This is a genomic window from Bradyrhizobium sp. RDI18 (genome assembly GCF_043203335.1).
In the GTDB taxonomy this organism is placed as follows: Bacteria; Pseudomonadota; Alphaproteobacteria; order Rhizobiales; family Xanthobacteraceae; genus Bradyrhizobium; species Bradyrhizobium retamae.
Window position 1 is genome coordinate 2,706,334 of the sequence record NZ_JBICRN010000008.1, and the last position, 20,960, is coordinate 2,727,293.

Sequence of the window (20,960 nt, forward strand, 5' to 3'; positions counted from 1 at the left end):
ATCCAACTCCGCATAAGTGTGCTGGTCCACCTGCCTTGGCGGGCGGGCGCTCACCGTTACGTTCGATCCGTTTATGCCTAAACAGGACAATTATTCGGCAGGCGTCTCGGCGGTACCGCAAAACAGTCCCGAGCCTCTGCATTATCTGAGTCGAAGCCTTCATCTATGCTAGTGCCGAAAATCCGCGCCAAACGTTCTGTCGCGCGTTGATTGACGATCGAAATCTAAACCCTCTTGGCCACCAGGAAAGATAAACCATACCCCTTGGGTGACGGCCGCCATCGCCATCCCGGCAGAGAGTCATGATGTCGTAGATGGGCGACCCCTTCATACGGCGGATCGCTGGCGCTACTAACGGGAACCTGGTGCATTCGAGCGGCACCGCCGCGATATCAGGATGTGCGGCCTGGATGCGCGCGAAGACGACGACACCTCTCTCGCCTTCGATGCCGCCGATAACCAGCCTGGCCCGCTGCTCGAGATTGTCCACATCGACCATGTCGTCGTCCAAGCACATCGAATCAGCAACTAAGACGGCGATCTTGGTGACCGGCGGCGGCTGGCGGAGCAACGTCGGCAGCAGGAGCAGACTTGACAATGCTACAGGGACATTAGCCGAGGCCGCCACGGCCGCCTGATGCCGGATAGAAAGGCCGCAGGACGCGCTTATTGTGACGGGGCCTCGCTCGCCCAAGCGCTCCGCAGCAGCGATGCAGGCCGCATCGAGTTCGGGGTCGCCGCGGAAGACCCCATCTACGCTGGCTCCTTCGACGGTCGAGATAACCGGAACGTCGAAGGTAGCCGGGTTCAGCAAGTGGCCGGGAGGCAGAATCCGCGATGGGGTGCTGGGCGGCAACCCGCGCTCGGTCCTCAGGACTTCGAAGGAGCATGGTGTTTTCGATGTCAAGGAGGAAGCTCCTTAGTCACTCAGTCCGGAAAGTCTAGAGATGCCGTCGCTCGATGGCTCTGTCGCTTTGTTACTTCGAGGTCGGAAGAATCTTGATAGCTTCGAGTCAAAGCTCGAAAAGCTTCCGTGGCGCCTTCGTCAACACTTCGACGCCGGTCTCCGTTACGCGGATTGACTCACTGATGACATATCCGAAATCTTCGTCAAGCCAGTTACCCAACATCAAATGAAAGGTCATGTTGGGCTTCAACTCTGTCATGTCGCCATTTGCGAGACTCGCCGTTGGTTCCAGCCAATCGATACCAAGGGAGTAGCCACATCTCGATTCCTTCGCTACGCCCATGCTTTCACTGGCTCGATAGAAAGCGCTGGCGACATCGCTACAGGTACGCCCGGGCCGAACCGTGTTCAAAGCGGCCTCAAGGCCTGCGAGCTCCGCTTCATGTACGCGGCGCAGGCGGTCGGAAGCCTTACCAATTGAGAAGGTACGCATAATTGCGGCAGTGTAGTTATATCGCATGCCACTAAGCTCGATGTTGATTTGTGAACCTTCGCGGAAAACATCCTCGCTCCACAAAATGTGCGCCGTACCGGTCCGAGGTGACGTACACATCAAGAAGGGCTTCATGTTTGTTGCGTTGGGACCTCCTGAAGCGCCACGTACTTGAGTTGCCATAATCTCGGCGGCGGCGTCACCTTCCCGTACACCAGGCCGGATTACTTCAGCCGCCCTCATGATCGCTGCGTCTGCAATAGCCGCCGCTTCCCGCATAACTGATATCTCCAGATCGGATTTGACAATGCGGATCCAATCTACGACTTTTGTGCAATCCACTATATTCGCATTCGACAAGCGTGACTTGAATTTCTCTGCCACTTGGGCCGTAAGGTTACCCAGCTCAAGTCCGACGCCCTTTTCTGCGACTCCAAGCTCAAAGATGAAATCAATCACCGCGTCGAAGCCGTTCTTGGCGGGATTGGCAACGAAGCTTTCCGAGTACGCAACTACCTTGCTGCGATCCATAAATGTGTGATGGATAACCCCAGGTCCATCCATGCTACGGACAATCATAGTCGGCTCTTCTTCACGGAGCGTAACTACAAGAGCATGCATGGCGTGCATTCGGCTCAGGCTACCTGTCAGATACGTAATGTTGGACCAGCTGGTCACGACCAGAGTCTCTATTTTCCGTCGAGCCATTTGAGATTTCACTGCAGCTAGTCTGCGCAGATACTCCGTTCTCGGAAAGGCCTGCGGTCCTTTGCTGATTGGCATTATCTTAGCTCCATCGGGTTGACGACGTTGAAATTGGCAAGGCCTCAGTTCGACTCCCACTCACGCGCGCCAAGGCCCCACATGCCTTGCGCGCAAAGCTCCGCCGCACGAAGGCACGCGTGGCGATGGCGGCGTCCCGGATGCCGGCGAGATCGGCGATGACGATTTGCATCTCGCCCTTTGTGAAGACAGAGCGATGCGTCGTCCTTGGGCACGGTTGAAGGACACCCCGCCCTAGGAGAGCAGGCTGGACCGATGGGATAGACCGCCTTTGACGGCGTTGTCAGCCCTTCATACGGGCGTGAAACCTTGCTCGTATTTCCACTCAAAGTAGGCCGCCCTATATGAGTTGGCGAATTAGCACGTGAGCTCGGGGCACATCTTGCCCAACGCTAAGGCCGAATTGCCCTAATATAGGCACCCATATAGCTGAAATCCCGCGTCACATAGTGATAATGCGAGGTTTTTACGCCTGATTGCGTCCAACCCTCCGCTGCTTGATTTGAAGACAGCGGCGCCGGAGCTCGCGGATGCCCGCCCCTCATTGCTATTAATGTCGCTTGTCAGGCGCTGCACGTCCCTCGACGTGAACGGCAGCGCCACAAGGGCCCGGGCGATGAAGACGTCGGCCAGGGGGTGAACGCGACCTTCATTCCGAGCTCGGCGAGCATCGCCGCACTATCCAGCTCTGAATTCGCGTAGCACTGATACGATCGACTCCACGTCTGGCTGCATTTCGATGTTCATTACAGACTGGCTGACCTGGTTTGCGCGCGCTGCAGATGGCCCCGTTACGGCACGAAACTTTCGATTACGTGCTCGTCGCCCCATACTGTCTCGATTGTCCATGGATTTCCCAGTACGAACTCTGCTTTAGCTTCGACGCGCGTGTCATCGCGCATCACGATCTCGGCGCGTACGAACATATTACGCCACTTCGTGGTCATCGGATTACCAGCTCTGGTGCGTGTTGACGGAGCGTCGGAGCACGCGACGGAGGTTACCCAATCGATGTGCGCATACGAGGGCAAGTGAATGACTAACCGGCCGTCTGCTGCTGGGAGGGATTCCCAAACTCCTTACGCAATGTCGCAGAATGGGCTCCACGAGCGGGAACAGGTCGCAATACCGGCGCCTTTTCTCCATCAAAGATCGCGCCTGGCGCGATCGCGTGAATTTGGCCTTCCGGCGTATACACCGGTACCCGTCGTAGATGTGGATGACGGGATACGTCCTCTATTTGGTTGAGCCGCCCATACGCAATTCCGGCAGCCTCCAGCTCCCTCATCGCTTCGTCGCTCGACATTTGCGTAAACCGATCAGCGACGATTTCATCTAGGTTAGCCCTGTTCTTGATCCGCTCAGTGTTATCGGCCAAACCAGGGGCGCGGATGAGTTCCGGTCGCTTGAGGAATTTGGTGCAGAAATTGACCCATTCGCGGTCATTTTGAACGGAGAAGATAATGTCCTTCCCGTCGGCACAGCGGTATGCTCCATATGGCGCTAGAGATGGATGGTTCACGCCGGCCCGCGCAGTGTGGTAGCTGCTGTAATCAAACTGGAGCACCGGAACATTCATCCAGTCCGCGATGGCATCAAAAAGCGATATTTGAATACTCGTTCCCTTCCCGGTGCGCTCGCGCTGGAGCAGCGCCTGCAGAATGGCATTGAGAGCAGTCATACCAGCTGCAATATCACACACAGAAACGCCGACCCGCGCCGGGCCATGAGCTGTCCCGGTTATGGCACAAAGCCCGGTCTCCGCTTGCACGATCAGGTCATACGCTTTCAAGTGCGATAGGGCACCGCTATCGCCGAATCCGGAGATGTCACAGGTTATCAGGCGGGAAAAGATCTGCGGAACCGAAGCCCAGCTTTCTGATGCTACCAGGTTTAAGATTTTGAATGAAGACATCCGCCTTAGTTACCATCGCATCGAGAACTGCATGATTTTCCTCGACTGTCAGGTCGAGGCAGATAGATTCTTTCCCGCGATTTAACCAAACGAAATACGCACTCTGGCCCTGAACAAGCTTATCGTAATCTCGCGCGAAATCACCCTCTGGACGTTCGACTTTGATTACACGCGCCCCAGCATCCGCAAGGCGGCAAGAAGCATAAGGCGCTGCTACCGCCTGCTCGACAGCAACTACGGTAATACCTTCGAGCGCCTTTCTCATGCGGATGCCGCTCTGCCATTCTGAAGGGAGTTCTGGGAATTTCTATAGTTGAGGATAGAAATTAGTCTGCTCTGTTCATTTCCGACGATGGAGATGCCCTCATCGACGCCCATCCCAGGCTTTGCAAGCATCATGTCAGCCTGTGTAGCCACAGCAATGTTGACCGCAGCCCTCGCCGATAGGTCTGTTTCGGTGCAGCTTCCACCGAGATATGCACCGACTCCATTTTCTTTGCAGACCAACACGCCTCTGGCTGAGTCGGCGATCGAACCAACGTCAGGCATCTTGATCTGAACTAGATGAGCCGCTTTCGATCTGGCGAAGAGCCGGATTTCATCAAGCGTATTGCATCGCTCATCGACCACAACCCGGGCTTCTGTACCGCGCCTGTCCAGAAGTGCAACGATCTTGGCGTACTCCTCTAGCTGAGCTTCCGTTGATCCAAAATCTGCGGGGCATTCGATATGAAGCCGATAGCCCGGGACGTCATCCGCAAGGCGCGCGATGAAATCGGCAATTTTTTGCGCCTCCATACCGATCTCCAGCCCAATCCAACCGTAAACGTCAAAATGCAGGACAGGATGGTACCCGGGCTCTCCGATTTCTGTTGTGCGTTTGGCGACCCATTTGACGAAATCACGAAACTTCTCGCCTGAAACACCGAACTTTTCCCGCGAGTTGATCAATCCGTGTGGAAGCACGTCCACAGACTTGAGGATCATTTTATCGACGTTGAGTTCCCTCGAATCCCCACTCTGAGCATAGATCGGAACTGGTTTGTCCGGCACTGGTAAGTAAAATTCCGAGCAGATCACCTCGGCAAGTGTGGTCCGAGCATGATCCGCGGCAGCACGAAGCAAAGCTTGGCTGACGCCATATTCGATGGCGAGAGGTAGCCGCTTGTCCTCATGGTATGCGAAGACACGTTCACAAGCACCTAGGAAATTAGACACATCGGCACCGAGAAGCCGCGGGATCACAACAGATCTGGTGAGTGCTTCAATTGTGTCGACCTGAAAAACCGGATCACGACCGCCTGCGCCTGAATATTGGACGCCCATCATATCGCCCCACACGATGACATCGTCTGACAACACAAGACCGATGCCGAGCGAACGCGATGGCATACGGATGGTTGTGAAGCCAGGCGTCCGGGCCGCCCCCAGATAGCGAAAGCCATCATGAGCAGCGCCGGCCCGTATTGCAGTTTGGTCATCATAGAAAAAGCTTCCGTTTCCGGGAGCCAGAATAATATCTCTTATGGTGGGGGAGTTTTTCATCGCGGACTCACTCTACGCTTCTTGCTATCCGGATTGCCATTGATCTTGAAGAAACCCCCTACCGACCCACATCGCAATGTAATAGCCAATCAACATCGGTCCCCAGCATTTTAGAAGGAGTCTTGGCTTCCATTTGCCGATCAATCCGGTAGGTGTCTTAGTTCTGCGAACCAATTCCGCCCGAGAAACAGTATAAAATCGCGGCCCCAGCTCTTGGCTGCGCCAGAGAAAACGCTTCGACGTTCTAACGCTGGCTGAGGTGCTTGGCCCCTCATCCGACAGCCACAGCTTTGGTAGCGTTAACGAGCTTCAGGTTTTGGAAAGCCCTTACCCCTTCCACACCACCTTCGTAACCATAACCGCTCTGTTTAACCCCAGCGTTTGGTGCATCCGCCGACACGCCCTTGAGATAGTTGATGCTGATAGCACCCGCCGCAAGGCTGCGGATCATTCGCTGCTGAATCTCAGGGGAGTCGCTGAAGAAATAGGAGGCAAGCCCGTATTCGGTTGCGTTAGCCGCCTCAATTGCCTCTTCGATCGTGGTGAAGGGGGCGACCGTCAGAATCGGTCCGAATGGCTCTTCGCGAAGCACCTGCGATTCAGGGGGCACGTTGCTTAGAATTGTAGGTGCCCAATAAAAGCCCGCTCGACCAATGCGTCTACCGCCGGTTTCGACCCTTGCTCCGCGATTGACAGCATCCTTCGTCAGGCGTGCCATGGCTTCAATGCGTCTCGCATTCGCCATTGGTCCCATGTCTGTCTCGGGATCGTCGGGCCGGCCAACCCTGATCTCTTCTGCTGCCTGAACGAGCCTTGCCAAAAACTCCTTATAAATCGGTCGGGCGACTAGAATGCGACTGGGAGCATTGCAACTCTGACCTGCGCACTCAAACTTGTATTCGGAAATTGCGGAAACAGTCTTCGAGATGTCTGCGTCTTGAAAGACAACGACAGGGGAGTGGCCGCCGAGCTCTAGAACGCAGCGCTGCAGATTGCTCGCGGCAATCTTCGCAAGCTGCTTGCCAACCGGCGTAGAACCAGTGAAGGACAAAGCTCGGACAACTGGCGACCGGAGCAGGTGTTCGGAGATCATTGGCGGATTTCCGAAAACCAGACTCACAACGCCGGGCGGAATCCCAGCTTCCCGTAGAGCGTCGATTATATAGGTTCCGGCGCTTGGAGTTTCTTCTGCCGCTTTCAGGATTACTGGACAACCTGCCGCGAGAGGGGCGGCAAGCTTGCGGGCGTTGAGGACGGCTGGATAGTTCCACGGCGTGAATGCAGCAACCACGCCAATCGGTTCCGGGACAATAATTCTTTCCTCGTCGATCGGAAACGGATCCGACAGTTCCTGAGCGTGAGCACCATTCCACTTAAGCGTTTCGATCGCACGCGCGTATTCGCCCTTCGCTTCAGCTGTGGTCTTACCTTGTTCTCCGGAAAGTGCCGCTGCCGCAACCTCGATCTTTCCATTTAGAATTCGCGCAGCGCGAACGAGCAGCTTACCCCGTTCATTAGCCGGTGTATTGGACCAACGCAGCAGACCGGCCTGTGCAGATCTCAAGGCGTCGTCAAGATCCGACGCGGAGGCAACGGCAACGTGCCCGAATTCTTGCTCGGTGGCGGGATTGATGAGGGCTCGATTGATGCCATCATCGCTCGAGCGCCATGCTCCATTGATGAACAGTTTATAGTTCAGGCTATCGGACATACGTCGATTACCGCCGTGCGGTTGGGTGCGCTTTGCTGTTTGCTAACGCCTGTTGCTAAGGTACCGCTTACCAAGCTTCAGGCTAACTGTCTCCGGTAGCAGCCCGCGTCGTCACTTCAGCCGGATTGCTGTGACCGGACATTAATGGCTTGCTTGCAATGTCAAGCCGAAGGGATCACCGCCATCACATCGAACGTCTAATCGTACGCGACATAATGGATGATAGCTCGCAAATAGGGTTCAATGTTCGAGCCCTGGGAGCGGTGGCCGAACCACCTCCGGCCAGCGGCCCTTAGATCTTTTCTCCGGCCCGGATAAGCTCGTCTAGCACGGAGCGGACAGCACTCTCGGTGATCGAAACGATATCATCGATCTCAGCCTTGGTAGTCACGAGCGGCGGAGCGAACCCGAGGATGTCGCCATGCGGCATAGGACGGGCGATCAGGCCCCTGTCGCGGGCTGCCTTAGAGACGCGAGCACCCACCTTGAGGGAGGGATCGAACCGTTTCTTGTTGCCGCGGTTAGCGACGAACTCGATCGCCCCCATGAGGCCGACCCCGCGAACCTCACCGACGATAGGCAACTCCGCGAACTTCTCCTTGAGCTTCATTTGGAAATAGGCGCCAACCTCGCGAGCGTTGCTAACAAGGTTCTCCTTCTCGACGATGTCGAGAACGGCATTTGCCGTGGCGGCGCCGATGGGATGACCCGAATAAGTGTAGCCGTGCGAAAATGCCCCGACCCTATCAGTACCGTCTTCCAGAATTTCGTAGACCTTTTGCCCGATGATCGCAGCGGAAAGCGGGAAGTAACCGGAGGTCAGGCCCTTGGCCACCGTGATCAGGTCGGGTTCGAGTCCGTAGTGCTGAGAACCAAACATTGAGCCAGTGCGGCCGAAGCCGGTGACTACTTCGTCCACGATCAGCAAAACGTCGTGCTTTTTGAGCACCGCCTGAATCGCTCCCCAGTAACCTTCCGGAGGCGGCGTGATACCGCCTGTGCCGAGCACTGGCTCAGCTATGAAGGCACCCACGTTGTCCGGGCCGAGGCGCTCGATGAGCTGGTCGAGCTCAACCGCGCGACGAGCGGAGAATTCGCGCTCGGTCTCCTCTGGGTTTGCGCCCCAGTAATGATGCGGAACACCGGTACGCACGATCTGCGGCAGCGGGAGATCCATGTAGTCGTGGTAAAAGCTCATACCCGTCATCGAGCCGGAAACAACGCTGCAGCCGTGATAGCCACGCTCGCGCGCAATGATCCTCTTCTTGCTCGGCTTACCCCGAAGGTTGTTATAGTACCAAACAAGCTTTGCCTGTGTCTCATTGGCGTCGGAGCCGGACATGCCGTAAAAGACCTTACTCATCTTTCCAGGCGACATCCTAACGAGACGATCGGAGAGGATCGCGAGTTCGTCGGTCGTATGCGCCGCGTAGCAGTGGTAATAGGCGAGACGGTAGGCTTGGCGCGATATTGCTTCAGCCACTTCGGTTCGCCCATAACCAACATTAACGCAATACATGCCGGCGAAACCGTCGATCAGCTGATTGCCATGAGCGTCCTGGATTCGGATTCCCTTACCCGTTTCGATGATCGTCGGCTCGCCAAGCTTACCGGTCGCAAAATCCTTAAGCTGCGTAAAAGGATGCAGGACGCTGCTTCTGTCCTTTTCGCTGATTTCTTTGATATTGATAGTCATCGTGCACCACTCTTTAGGTTCGCAAAGCAGACGCATTCGGGTTCAAGATTCTCCGCGGGACCGCGCTTCGAGCCTTTACAGACGGCGCCGGCTGCTTCCATCCACCCAAACGGATAGGCACCAGCGAACCTCTGGGCGTTCACCGCCACGATGCCGCATTCTTGCCGCCCGGTGAGGCGCTCGGCCCTCTCGGGGTTACGGGTGTAGACGATGGCGAGCCCACTGCCCGGATCGTTCGAGCGCACGAAGAATTCCTTGTGATCATCGAGCGGGAAGATTGCTGCGACCTGGTCGAACGTCTCTTCCTTGGCTGTCACCACGTCGCCGGTCACTTGAGCAGATACGGCAGCTAAACGGTACGCCAGGCATGGCGCGGAGCGCCGCGACTGGCGTCCTCGGAGCGGGACCGCCGCATGCCACGATGCGGGCGCCGGCTGCCGAACAGGTTGAAAGACCATTTGAAAGTCTCACGCGCCCATTTGTTGAAACGTCTATGCATTCAGGATACTGATGTCGCGAACAGGTTTTGCGTCTTATCTCGTGTCGTTCTGAGGATTTTCTTCATCGCAGAGCCGCTTGGCGCTGCAATTCACCTCAAGGCTGGAGCCGATTATGCTGTATGATCGAATAGACGCCCGCATCCTCGAAATCGTGCAAAAAAACAACCGTCTAACTTCCGAGGTGATCGGCGAAATGGCGGGGCTTTCTGCTACCGCGTGTCAGCGACGACTGAAGAGGCTCCGCTCGGAAGGCATCATCGAGGCCGATGTCTCGATCGTTTCGCCGAAGGCGGTAGGAAGACCTATTCAAATGCTTGTGTCAGTAAGCCTAGAGCGGGAGCGTTCAGATATAATCGATAGGTTCAAGAAAGCCATCAAATCGTCAGCTGAGGTCGTCAATGGATTTTACGTCACCGGCGATGCTGACTTCGTCTTATACGTTACCGCGCATACCATGGAAGATTATGAGCAGTTCACTAGGCGGTTCTTCTATGAGAACCCGAACATTAAGGGCTTCAAGACAATGGTCATAGTAGACCGCGTAAAAGTGGGATTTGCCATTCCAATTGAGGCTCCGTCTGGGGATTGACAGATTCTGGCGTCGACGTCTCCCTCACTCCCCAGATTCGTGCTTTTGCACGCTTTTTCATCGCTCACTCGCGTAGAAACGCCGAAACATGCACTGTCGCTCCATTACTATATCTGTCGATAGTTGAGCTGAGGGGGATTATCTTCAGATTGGTATTCGGAAGCGAGATTAAAACCACGAGTATCGCGTCTCATTCACTTGCGTCAGCAGTCCACTCTGGCGAGGCGATCCAAGCATAGGACTCGGCAGTCTGGGTCGTTCATCTAAGGTTCGGCTGACAAATAGCTCTCGCGTCGACCAATCGTGACGTCAATGCCATGTTCACCCTGTTGCGCGACCGGCATCAATTTCGAAGTCAAGACTGCGGCCGAGCAGGATCTGCCATACCTGACCGCGGCGAACTCTGCCCAAATACGGAACATCATGGCGCCCTATACGGGCAATGGCGCTGTTATGTCGACCAATTGACATGACAGCGCGAGCAGCAGGCGCTCAGCCCTCACGGCGAGACGGACTCTCGCCCGCGAGAAGGCAGTTGCGAATGACAGAAATGCCTGAGGACGTTAGCGGGCTTCATGAGGCTTTCGGATGCAAGCTGCGCAAAGTAGACGAGGATGACGAAGCGCTTTGCCAATTGCTAGCGGCCAAGTTTTCTGGACGATCGCTGATCTGGTCCAGAATCGCGCCATCGCAGACGATACAGGAGCCGATATGACCGATCCGCCCAAGCCTCAGACTTTCAGCGCCGACGGCATCACCGCGCCGCTGCGGTTTGCCGCATTCCGGCGCATCTGGCTGGCGAGCCTGCTGTCCAATCTCGGCGCCCTAGTTCGGGGCGTCGGCGCAGCTTGGGCGATGACACAGATGACATCGTCGGCCGATATGGTCGCGCTGGTGCAGACCGCGGTAATGCTACCGGTCATGCTGATCTCGATGCCAGCCGGCGCGATTGCCGACATGCATGACCGGCGCATTGTGGCTCTGGTCTCGCTCGCCATCGCGTTCGCCGGCGCGACCGCGCTGACGACGCTCGCCTGGTTCGACCTCATCACGCCGAACCTCTTGCTGGCGCTATGCTTCGCGGTCGGCTGTGGCTGGGCGCTGATGGATCCGGCCTGGCAATCCTCGGTCAATGAGCAGGTGCCGTCGCAAGCGCTTCCCGCGGCGGTCGCGCTGAACAGCATCAGCTACAACATTGCCCGCAGCGTGGGCCCGGCCATCGGCGGAATTGTGGTGGCGACTGCGGGCGCAGTGGCTGCGTTCGCGCTCAGCACGCTGCTCTATCTGCCGCTAATGCTGGCGCTGTTCCTGTGGAAACGCATAGCCGAACCATCGCGTCTGCCGCCTGAAAAGTTCAGCCGCGCCATCGTCTCCGGCGTGCGCTACATCCTCAATTCACCCTCGATCAAAATCGTGCTGACCCGCGCCATGGTGACCGGTGTGATTGGCGCCGCGATCATCGCACTGATGCCGTTGGTCGCGCGCGATCTTCTGCATGGCGACGCCCAGACGTTTGGCATCATGCTCGGCGCCTTTGGTCTGGGCGCGGTGATCGGCGCGCTCACCATCACAGAGGTGCGCGAGCGCATGAGCGGCGAAGCGGCGATCCGTGCCTGCGCCCTGTCGATGGGCGGTGCGACTGCCGCGGTGGCGCTGAGCCGCGAGCCGGTGTTGACGGCGGCCGCGCTGGTCGTGGCGGGCGCCGTATGGATGCTGAGTTGGGCGCTGTTCAACATTGGCGTGCAGCTGGCAGCGCCGCGCTGGGTGGCTGGCCGTTCGCTTGCGGCCTACCAGGCGGCGGGATCAGGCGGGATTGCCATCGGCAGCTGGGGCTGGGGCGATCTGACCGATGCCGCCGGTGTCCAAATGGCGCTCTTGGTCTCGGCCGGCCTGATGCTGGCCTCCCCTCTCTTGGGGCTCTGGCTACGCATGCCGCGCATCGGCGCGCGAGGCGAAGAGGCCAAAGTGCTTGACGATCCCGCGGTGCGGCTGCCGCTGACCGGGCGCAGCGGGCCCTTGGTGGTCGAGATAGAATATCGGGTCGCGCAGGAAAATGCGCGGGCGTTTCATACCGTCATGCAGGACGTGCAACTGGTCCGGCAGCGCAACGGCGCCTATGGTTGGTCGATCGCACGCGACATTTCCGATCCCGAATTGTGGACCGAGCGCTATCATTGCCCGACATGGCTCGATTATTTGCGCCAGCGCAACCGCTCGACACAGCCGGAGCGCGCCATGGAACAGCAGGCGGTGGCCTTTCAGATCGGTCCCGAGCCGGTGCGCGTCCGCCGCATGCTGGAGCGCCCGTTCGGCTCGGTGCGCCGGAAGGACGAGACGCCCGAGCGGGCCGCGAACGAAATACTGCGCGGTGAGCAAGCGCGGTGAAGCCGTAGTAATCGGCCGTCAAGAACGAATAGATCTGATGTTTCCGATTGAAGCGAATATCGCGCTTTACGCTTGTCAGCAGCGAGAAACCCACAGTTCCTCATCGCTGCGGCAGCTTGAAACTCGAGCAGTTGATGGTCTTCTATGACCGAGGAGCACGCCTATCGTGAGCACTCTATGAAGTCCGCGACCTGTGGAGCATCCGGCGCGAACTGACTGAGGCGAACGGTCCCTGGCACCGCCGCCCGCACTATCCTCCTCGAACAGGCGTTCATGAAGCTCGCGGCGAAGTCCACACGGGAAGCGGTCGCCTACACCTACAATCGCAGATGCATGATTTAGTATCGTCCGGCGGCTGAAATGCGGAGTGCGTCCTGTCCGGATTACCTCTCCACCGATCTCTGCGTTTCAAAGCAACTCAAATCGTATCGGGGCAACTTATGGACGGATCGGGTGTAGGAGAAAGCCTCGCGGCTTCCTCCTACACACCACCGTACTTCCGTATACGGCGGTTCGTCAGGCACGATTGAGGTGGCGGTGCAATCCGATGAGGGAAGGCAGCCCAAGTTGCGCGAAGAAGGGGGCGCGATAGGCCTCGTTCATGTGGCTGGCCCCGGCAATTCCACCAAGGACCGCGGCCGTTGTAGGCCGACCGCCATGCCCGCTGCGGATCGAGCCCGCGTTGCATCAAGCGCTTGGCGCGTGTCCGCGGTAGCTTCCACTGACGCCAAAGGACACAGCGCAGCTTACGCCCCATCCAGCCGTCGAGCTCCTCGCCCCCCTTTGGCCTCCGCCAGCCGGAAGTATTGCAGCCAGCCGCGCAGAATGGGGGTGAGGGTTTTGACGGTCGACGCCGGGGTTCGCCCACGCCCTTGGCGCAGCGTCGTCCTCAGCTTGCTCCCGCAACCGCTTTACGCTTTTGACCGCCACCCGCAGGCGCGGCTGCTTGTGTGCGGTCATGGTGTAGCCGAGGAAGGTCCGCACCCAGGGATGGTCAACAGCGCTCTTTGCGGCGTTGACCTTGAGCCGCAGCCGCTCCGTCAGGAATCGCGTGATCGACGCCATCACCCGCTCGCTGGCCCGCCGCGTCCGAACATAGATGTTGCAGTCGTCCGCGTAGCGGCAGAAGGCATGGCCTCGTCGCTCGAGTTCATTGTCCAGATCGTCGAGCAGGATGTTCGACAGCAACAGTGACAGAGGGTCGCCTTGTGGCTTGCCCTCGCTCCGTGCCGTCGCGATCCCGCCCGTCATCATTCCAGCCTGCAGGTAGCGGCGGATCAACCGCAGCACCCGTCTGTCCGCAACCCGGCGCGCCACCCCTGCCATCAGGACGTCATGGTTCACCCGGTCGAAAGACTACTCGACAGACTACCCACCACCGCGCTCATCATCTCGACGACTATCCCGATCAGGTAACCATCGTTCGGTCGCGCCATCCCTTTGAGGGATCTGCGCTTAATGTGCTTGGCTGGTGTCATCGACGCGGCGAACTTCATCTGACGCTTGTACTGCCCGATGGTACCCGTGCCCTTGTACCGGCCGCGTGGACAGATCTGCCTATCGCACAACATTTACCGCGTGCAAGCCCGCAATGCGCTCGAGCGGCATTCCTGGCTTCCCACGCCGAGCTGCTGCACGCCCGGACGATCGTCGACGCTTTGCTGCGGCAATTGGATGGCGCGCATACTGTCCTGCCACCGGAATCGGAGGACAGCCATGCAGCAGCTAAGCTTTCTCGACCCACCACCTCAGCGCGGGGCCGTACCTGTATGGGAGGCCCTCGATAGAGAGCAGCGCGCACATCTCGTGCTGCGACTCGCCCGACTAATCGCCCGAGCAATCGCCACTGCCGGAGATCACAACGATGAACGAACTGAGCAAGATTACCGCTGAGCACCTACGCCGATGCGCAATCGTCTACGTGCGTCAGTCCAGTACGACGCAGGTCGAGCATAATCGCGAGTCCACTGCCCGTCAGTACGAGTTAGCCGAACGCGCCGCGCGGCTTGGTTGGCGACGCGATCAGGTGAAGGTCATCGATGAGGACCTCGGTATTTCCGGTTCCGGCCTTTCCGAGCGCACCGGTTTCGCGCGTATGACCGCGGAGGTCGGCCTCGGCCAGGTGGGCATCGTGCTCGGCTTGGAAGTCTCGCGACTGGCGCGCAATAATGCTGATTGGTACCGTCTGCTCGATCTATGTGGCCTGACCCACACGCTCATCGGTGATGGAGATGGGATTTATCATCCGGGCTTGTTCAATGACCGCCTGGTGCTCGGGCTCAAAGGTACGATGTCAGAGGCAGAGCTGCATGTGCTGCGTGCGCGGCTGCTCGGTGGCATCCGCAACAAGGCCGCACGCGGAGAACTGCACCGCGGGCTGCCGGTGGGTCTGGTACGGGGCGACGCCGACGGGGAGGTGCTGTTGCATCCTGACGAGTCGGTGCAAGCCGCGATCCATGCTGTCTTCGACCGCTTTGCCGAATTCGGCTCGGCACGACGCGTGTGGCTGTGGTTCCGCTCGCAAGGCCTGCGCTTTCCGCTGCACTCCAACAGCCTTGTCGATCTCCGCTGGGTCGCCCCCACTTACACAAAGATCCACCAGGTCCTCACCAACCCGTTCTATGCCGGCGTTTATGTGTATGGCCGCACCCAGCAGACATGCTATCTCGATGCGGGCGGTCGAATCCGAAAGCGCATCAGACAACGCGACCGCGAGCAGTGGCCGGTGTTCATTCGTGACCATCATGCCGGATACATCGATTGGAATACCTTCGAGGCGAACCAGAAGCGCCTGGCGCAGAACATCCGTCCTCGACCGCACCAGAGCGGGGGTGCCGTGAGAGAAGGCGCAGCACTCCTGCAAGGCCTCGCCGTATGCGGACACTGCGGTCGGCGCCTGGCCGTACACTACAGCGGCCGGTTCTCGGCGCCCGGATATCACTGCGCCGGCAAGAACATCGTCAACGGCCGGGGCGAGTACTGCCTCAACATCGGCGGTGTGCAGATCGATGCGGCTGTCGCCGAAGCGTTCCTTGCGGCTCTCGCGCCCGCAGGCCTGGAAGCCTCGCTCCAGGCGATCGAGCAATTCGACGCCGATCGCGAGACGACTCTCGCGCAGTTCCGTCGCGACGTCGAGCGTGCGCGCTACAACGCGCAGCGCGCCGAGCGACGCTATCGCGCAGTGGACCCGGAGAATAGACTCGTCGCGCGTGGACTCGAAGCAGAATGGGAAAGCGCTCTGCTGGAATTGAAGACTGCCGAATCCGAACTCTCGGACCGCGAACATGCCCGACCGCGCTCGCTTACGCACGAAGAACGCGACGCTATCCTTGCACTCGGTAAAGACCTCAAGCGTATCTGGTTCGCTCCCACGACGAGCGATCGCGATCGCAAGGAGTTGCTCCGCACGCTGCTCGACGATGTCACCTTGAGAGTCGAGCGCGATAAATACAACGCTCACCTGACGCTGCGTTGGCGCGGCGGTCTCTTCAGTGAAGTTAATGTCCCATTGCCGCACTCGCATCCATCGCCGATCCGCACCGCCGACGATACGATCGATCTGCTGCGGCGACTGGCTGCACATTATCCCGACACCAAGATCGCCGGCATCCTCAATCGCCAAGGCCGTACAACGGCCACAGGACTGTCGTTTACGGCAAATCGTGTGTCGAGCCTGCGGACGCACTGGGAGATCCCGTGCTTCCAGCCGAAACAGCAAGTGCAGGACGGCGAGTGCATGACGATCGAGAAAGCAGCACGCGCTCTCGGGATCGCACCCTCTACTTTGCATCGCTGCCTCAACGATGGCTTCATTGCCGGAGAGCAGATCACACCTGGCGCGCCTTGGCGCATCCGTATCAATGACGAGTTGCGGTCGCGCTTTGTGGAGAGCGCGCCCGAAGGTTACGTGAAGATGTTCAAGGCCATGAATCTACTCGGCGTCTCGCGGCAAACCATCTTGCAACGTGTAAAGCGCGGCGAGCTTAAGGCCGTTCACGTCTATCGCGGACGGGCAAAAGGCATACGAATTCAGGTACCTGCAGTTGCTCCGGACCTCTTCGACCCTCTCAAAAAAACTGAAGGTGTAGTATGACGCAACATCCAAGAACTTCTCCAAGTCGAGCTCGAGGACTGGGCATCACCCTTGGTCTGCTTGCGCTTGCCGAATTCGCCTCTTCGTTGAAGCACAAGAAATGAGGCTTGACCAATGACTCAGCTTCTGAATCACTCGGACATCAATTCGATTCGGTCCGCAAATGAAGAAGCCTTCTTCCGCGGCCCTGCGAAAGCGCCGCCATCAGCTCTTGCGTGCCCTGCCGCCGATCGAGCAGATTGTGCGCGGGTCGCTCATCGAGACCTACAAGCGCTGCGGCCGACCCAGCTGCCACTGCGTCGACGGACCGGGACACGGCCCCAAGCGTTACCTGTCCACAATCGCTCGAACCGGCGAACGCCCGCGGCTCGGCTATGTGCCGAATGGCGCGTATCCTCAGGTGGCCGAGTTTCTCGCCAACTACCGCAAGCTCCAGGAGATGCTCAACGAGATTTGCGCGATCAATGCCGAGCTTCTGCGTCGCCGCGAAAGTCTCGATTAGATGGATCCGGCGGTCGCAGCCCTCGACTTTGCCGAGGCGGGCGCCATCATCGCCAACATGATCGACTCCTATCTCGCTGCAGGCGCTCCGCCGCCCGATGTGGAAGGACCCGATCATGATCAATCCCAAGATTGCCGATCATCATCTCGCGCGGCAGGCCTGCATCTACATCCGTCAGTCGACGATGGGGCAAGTCCGCTTCAATCAAGAGAGCACAGAGCGCCAGTACAACTTGGCGGACCAAGCGAGGTCGCTCGGGTGGACTCCGGAGCAGATCCGGATCCTCGACCGGGATCTCGGTCACTCCGGCGAGCAGGCGACCAATCGCGACGACTTCAAGACGCTGGTCAGCGATGTGGCAATGGGCCAAGTCGGCGCGATCTTCTCTCTGGAAGCCTCGCGCCTGGCCCGCTCGAACAAGGATTGGCATCGCTTGCTGGAGCTGTGCGCGGTGACACGCACATTGGTGTTCGACGGCGATGGCTGCTACGATCCGGCGGACTTCAACGACAGCCTTGTGCTTGGCATGAAGGGTACGTTTGCTCAGGCAGAGCTGCACATCATTCGCGCGCGCCTCCACGGAGGCAAACTCAACAAGGCGCAGAAAGGTGAATTGCACTTCCCTCTGCCGGTCGGTTTGGTATTCGACGGCGATAGGATCACCCTCGACCCCGATCAGGAAGTGCAAGGCGCGGTTCGAACAGTCTTCGAACTATTTGAACAAGAGAGCAGCGCCTACGGCGTAGTTAAACGGTTCAATGAACTCGGCCTTGTCTTTCCACGCCGAGCCTATGGCGGCGTCTGGGACGGCAAGCTGATCTGGGGACGACTTACGCATTCACGCGTGCTCGGTGTCCTTGCCAATCCATCTTACGCCGGCACTTACGTGTTTGGCCGATATCAATCTTGCAAGCAGGTTGGCCCTACCGGTGAGATTCAAACTCAGTTGCGCCGCATGCCACAAGATGAGTGGCGTGTTGTCATTCCCGATCACCATGCTGGTTATATTACCTGGGATCGATTCCTTACCAACCGCGAACACTTGGCGGCGAACAGGACCAATAGCGAAGTTATCGCCGGACCCGCTCGAGAGGGACTTTGTTTGCTGCAAGGTTTATTGCTTTGTGGCGCTTGCGGACGGCGTCTAAATGTGCGCTACGCCGGCAATGGCGGTCTTTACCCGATCTATGAATGCAATTGGAGGCGTCGGGAGGCACTGGCGCCGCAGCACTGCATGTCTCTGCCATCAAAACCGCTTGATCACGCCATTGCAGAGCGCCTGTTGACCGCCGTCACGCCACTGACGGTTGAACTGGCGTTGCAAGCGCTGACAAGCTTGGAGGAGCGCGATAGGTCAATTGCTGCGCAATGGCAACGAAGGATAGACCGGGCCCGTTATGATTGCGACTTGGCAGAACGGCGCTATGAAGAAGCAGACCCCAGCAATCGGTTGGTTGCCAGTACGCTCGAGAAGCGCTGGAACGATGCAATGGAACGGCTTCTCGAGCTCGAGACTGAATTGGCCAATTTTGAGCGCCAGAACCTGCGTAGCATCACAACCGAACAGAGGCAGCAAATACTGCAGCTTGGCAGGGACTTCCCCCGACTGTGGAAGGCTTCAAGCACTTCAGCTCGTGACCGCAAGCGCATGCTCCGCCTGTTGATACGCGACATCACCGTAGCTAAGGGTCCAGAACCCAAACTGCTGCGATTGCAAATTCGCTGGCAAGGTGGGGCTACTGAGACAATTGAGGTCCGGCAGCGGCCGAACCGCCCCGAAGCAGTTCGTTATCCCGATGAGTTCGTTGCCAAAATCCGCGCGCTGGCGGAACTACATGATGATCATGAAATCGTCGCGCAACTCAAAAGCAATGGCCAGACAAGCTCGACCGGCAGGCCGTTCACCGTCAGCATGATTCGATGGATCCGCTACAAGCATCGTATCACTGGCCCATCTCTTCCCGCCGGAACGTTGAACGTCAGCCAGGTTTGTGAGAGATTTGGCGTCAGCCTGTGGGTCGTCCATTACTGGATCGAACGTGGTATAGTCTCGGCGCTGCAACGCAAGCCGAATGCGCCATATGCCCGCTGCCGGCCGCAGCCGGTGCGGAGCGGAGCGGAGATCCCAAGCCCGGCGGAGGGAACAGCGGCATCAGCACCTGATGCACTGCCTGCTGGATCAGCCGGTCCACCACCGTCGTCAATGAGCAACGGCTGCTGGCCATTGATAGGCTCGCTCCGAGCACCTGGAAGCGCCCAGTCCGTCCAGTCGCGTGGGACAGCAAGCGATCCGATCTCGGCGTGGCGCAGGCTCAAAGTCTCTACGCCAGAGACCTTTCTGACCTTGAGGACAGCAAATCGCTGACCACGAAGTACATGGAAGGGATGGGTTCTCCACGGTCATCCGGTCGATGCCCGCAGCACCCTTGTTCGGCATCACCCGTTGGTAGGTCACACTCCGGAGGGGAAGGTTGCGATCTTGCCGTGCATGTTTGATGCACCGGACCCTGCTCTGGCGGCTTCCGGCCGCTGCCCTCGGGCGGGCATGACGCATCTCAGCGTCATCGTCTGGGCGGCGGCGATCAGGGTGAGAACTCAGCGACAATCAGGGTGAGACTGCGCCGATGGGGCCGAACCGAACGGAGGGTGTAGCCCGACCGGAGGACCGGCCCCATCCGCGACGCGCTTTTCGGACTCGTCTGGCGGCCGGGTGCTGCTGGTGCAAGCTGTTGATTCGTCTCGACAAGAGGGAATCGATGCCTTGCCTGGCCTTCACATAACCGACCACCAGATGAGGCTGTACATGAACTACCAACTGACACTGTCCCCCGAGGCCGCCGCGGCCAAGAAGACGACTCGCGCCTGCCATCACAGAAGAAGGCGCCGAGGGGCCGACGACGGCCTGATCCGCTCGCGCCCCTACTGGGACGCCGATATCATCCCAATCCTGAAGGCTGCGCCCGGCATTCGCGTGATCGGCGTACTTAACGAACTGCGCTGACGCCATCCCGACCTCACCCCAACATCTGACGCACGCTGGAGCGGCGCATCAATGCCTGGCGGGCGCTCAACGGCCCCGAACAGGACGTGATCTTCCGCCAGGAGCACGAGCCTGGCCGTCTCGGTCTGTCCGACTTCACCGACACAAGCGCGCTCGGCATTAGCATCGCGAGTGAGGCGCTCCAGCACCGGCTCTATCACTTCCGGCTGGCGTTCTCGGGCTTCGAGCATGCGCATGTCGTGCTCGGCAGCGAAAGCTTCGTTGCCCTGGCCAAGGGCTTGCAGAACGCCCTGTGGGCGCTCGGCGGTGTGCCGCGGGAGCATCGCAGCGACAGCCTGTCGGGGGCGTTCCGTAATCTCGCGGCCGACGCGCACGAGGATCCGACACAGCGCTCGCTGAGTTCTGGGCACCTGCCGACGCCCGACTCCGACCGCTGTTGGAGAGGCTGGGATGAGTGCAAGAGCAAAGAAGGTTTCGACGAAGCGACGCGTACCAAAGCGTCCAACACCGAAGCCCGCCGTAAGGATACGACGTAATGCTACGTCGGTCGACCCAAAGGACGTAGTCATCATACGGGTAAAGGGCACGTTTGGGCGTGGCGAAGGACCTGGCGGAGAAGCCTGGCGGATCGAAGTCCAAGGCGAGCGCGCCGGTATCGTATTCATCAACCGGATCGACGAGCAGCCTCTCGGAGAGCACGCTTCGATCCAAATCTATCTGAACGAGGCCAGCCAAGGTGCGGATTCCGAGACGATGGTGCGCACCGTACCGATTTGATGGCGCGCAGGGTTCCGAAATGATCACGCGCAGCATTCCGAGCATTCTCCGCGCAGCATTCCG

11 protein-coding genes and 5 pseudogenes are annotated in these 20,960 nt (G+C 58.7%); 6 read left to right on the forward strand and 10 right to left on the reverse strand.

Annotated elements, in window-relative coordinates; all coding sequences use genetic code 11:
- Positions 1-163: 163 nt before the first annotated feature.
- The 7 genes and pseudogenes from ACFXS9_RS22185 to ACFXS9_RS22215 form a co-directional block, all read right to left on the reverse strand.
- Positions 164-814 carry a hypothetical protein gene (locus ACFXS9_RS22185; RefSeq protein ID WP_392692056.1) on the reverse strand — a complete coding sequence of 217 codons (651 nt, stop codon included), beginning with the start codon at positions 812-814 and terminating at the stop codon, positions 164-166.
- A 199-nt stretch (positions 815-1,013) separates the two neighbouring features.
- Positions 1,014-2,183, reverse strand: a complete 1,170-nt coding sequence (locus tag ACFXS9_RS22190) for a M24 family metallopeptidase (RefSeq protein ID WP_392692059.1) — start codon at positions 2,181-2,183, stop codon at positions 1,014-1,016.
- Between the two features lie 1,039 nt (positions 2,184-3,222).
- A pseudogene (locus ACFXS9_RS22195) lies at positions 3,223-4,363 on the reverse strand (CaiB/BaiF CoA transferase family protein).
- The gene (locus ACFXS9_RS22200; RefSeq protein WP_392692062.1) at positions 4,360-5,643 is read right to left on the reverse strand and encodes a methylaspartate ammonia-lyase; all 1,284 of its coding nucleotides are present in this window, start codon (positions 5,641-5,643) and stop codon (positions 4,360-4,362) included. The pseudogene ACFXS9_RS22195 and the gene ACFXS9_RS22200 overlap by 4 nt, the downstream one beginning before the upstream one ends.
- Before the next feature lie 271 nt (positions 5,644-5,914).
- The gene (locus ACFXS9_RS22205) at positions 5,915-7,354 is read right to left on the reverse strand and encodes an aldehyde dehydrogenase family protein (protein ID WP_392692065.1); all 1,440 of its coding nucleotides are present in this window, start codon (positions 7,352-7,354) and stop codon (positions 5,915-5,917) included.
- 292 nt (positions 7,355-7,646) lie between these two features.
- Positions 7,647-9,050 (reverse strand): aminotransferase, encoded by a 1,404-nt coding sequence (locus ACFXS9_RS22210; RefSeq protein WP_392692068.1) that lies wholly within the window; start codon positions 9,048-9,050, stop codon positions 7,647-7,649.
- The gene (locus ACFXS9_RS22215) at positions 9,047-9,508 is read right to left on the reverse strand and encodes an aldehyde dehydrogenase family protein (RefSeq protein WP_392692071.1); all 462 of its coding nucleotides are present in this window, start codon (positions 9,506-9,508) and stop codon (positions 9,047-9,049) included. The genes ACFXS9_RS22210 and ACFXS9_RS22215 overlap by 4 nt, the downstream gene beginning before the upstream one ends.
- Positions 9,509-9,662: 154 nt before the next feature.
- On the opposite strand from ACFXS9_RS22215, the gene ACFXS9_RS22220 reads away from it, so the two are divergent.
- Together ACFXS9_RS22220 and ACFXS9_RS22225 are read left to right on the forward strand one after the other, a co-directional pair.
- Positions 9,663-10,139: an Lrp/AsnC family transcriptional regulator gene (locus tag ACFXS9_RS22220; protein WP_392699942.1), complete on the forward strand. Its 477-nt coding sequence runs from the start codon at positions 9,663-9,665 to the stop codon at positions 10,137-10,139.
- Positions 10,140-10,850: 711 nt separating this feature from the next.
- Positions 10,851-12,524 carry an MFS transporter gene (locus ACFXS9_RS22225; protein ID WP_392692073.1) on the forward strand — a complete coding sequence of 558 codons (1,674 nt, stop codon included), beginning with the start codon at positions 10,851-10,853 and terminating at the stop codon, positions 12,522-12,524.
- 746 nt (positions 12,525-13,270) lie between these two features.
- Here ACFXS9_RS22225 and ACFXS9_RS22230 read toward each other — a convergent pair.
- Positions 13,271-13,417 (reverse strand): group II intron maturase-specific domain-containing protein, encoded by a 147-nt coding sequence (locus ACFXS9_RS22230; protein ID WP_392699944.1) that lies wholly within the window; start codon positions 13,415-13,417, stop codon positions 13,271-13,273.
- 79 nt (positions 13,418-13,496) lie between these two features.
- Positions 13,497-13,868 (reverse strand): annotated as a pseudogene (locus tag ACFXS9_RS22235) (reverse transcriptase domain-containing protein); the annotation flags it as partial.
- 520 nt (positions 13,869-14,388) lie between these two features.
- On the opposite strand from ACFXS9_RS22235, the gene ACFXS9_RS22240 reads away from it, so the two are divergent.
- From ACFXS9_RS22240 to ACFXS9_RS22250, 3 genes and pseudogenes are all read left to right on the forward strand, one after another.
- Positions 14,389-16,617: a recombinase family protein gene (locus ACFXS9_RS22240; protein WP_392692076.1), complete on the forward strand. Its 2,229-nt coding sequence runs from the start codon at positions 14,389-14,391 to the stop codon at positions 16,615-16,617.
- 163 nt (positions 16,618-16,780) lie between these two features.
- Complete coding sequence (locus ACFXS9_RS22245; protein WP_376960332.1) at positions 16,781-17,119, forward strand: DUF6788 family protein; 339 nt, start codon at positions 16,781-16,783, stop codon at positions 17,117-17,119.
- Positions 17,120-17,234: 115 nt separating this feature from the next.
- Positions 17,235-18,389, forward strand: a pseudogene (locus ACFXS9_RS22250) (recombinase family protein); the annotation flags it as partial.
- Between the two features lie 755 nt (positions 18,390-19,144).
- Here the strand turns inward: ACFXS9_RS22250 and ACFXS9_RS22255 are convergent.
- Positions 19,145-19,450 (reverse strand): annotated as a pseudogene (locus tag ACFXS9_RS22255) (hypothetical protein); the annotation flags it as partial.
- A gap of 388 nt (positions 19,451-19,838) precedes the next feature.
- Between ACFXS9_RS22255 and ACFXS9_RS22260 the strand changes: the two are divergent.
- Positions 19,839-20,512 (forward strand): annotated as a pseudogene (locus ACFXS9_RS22260) (IS21 family transposase); the annotation flags it as partial.
- Between the last annotated feature and the right edge of the window lie 448 nt (positions 20,513-20,960).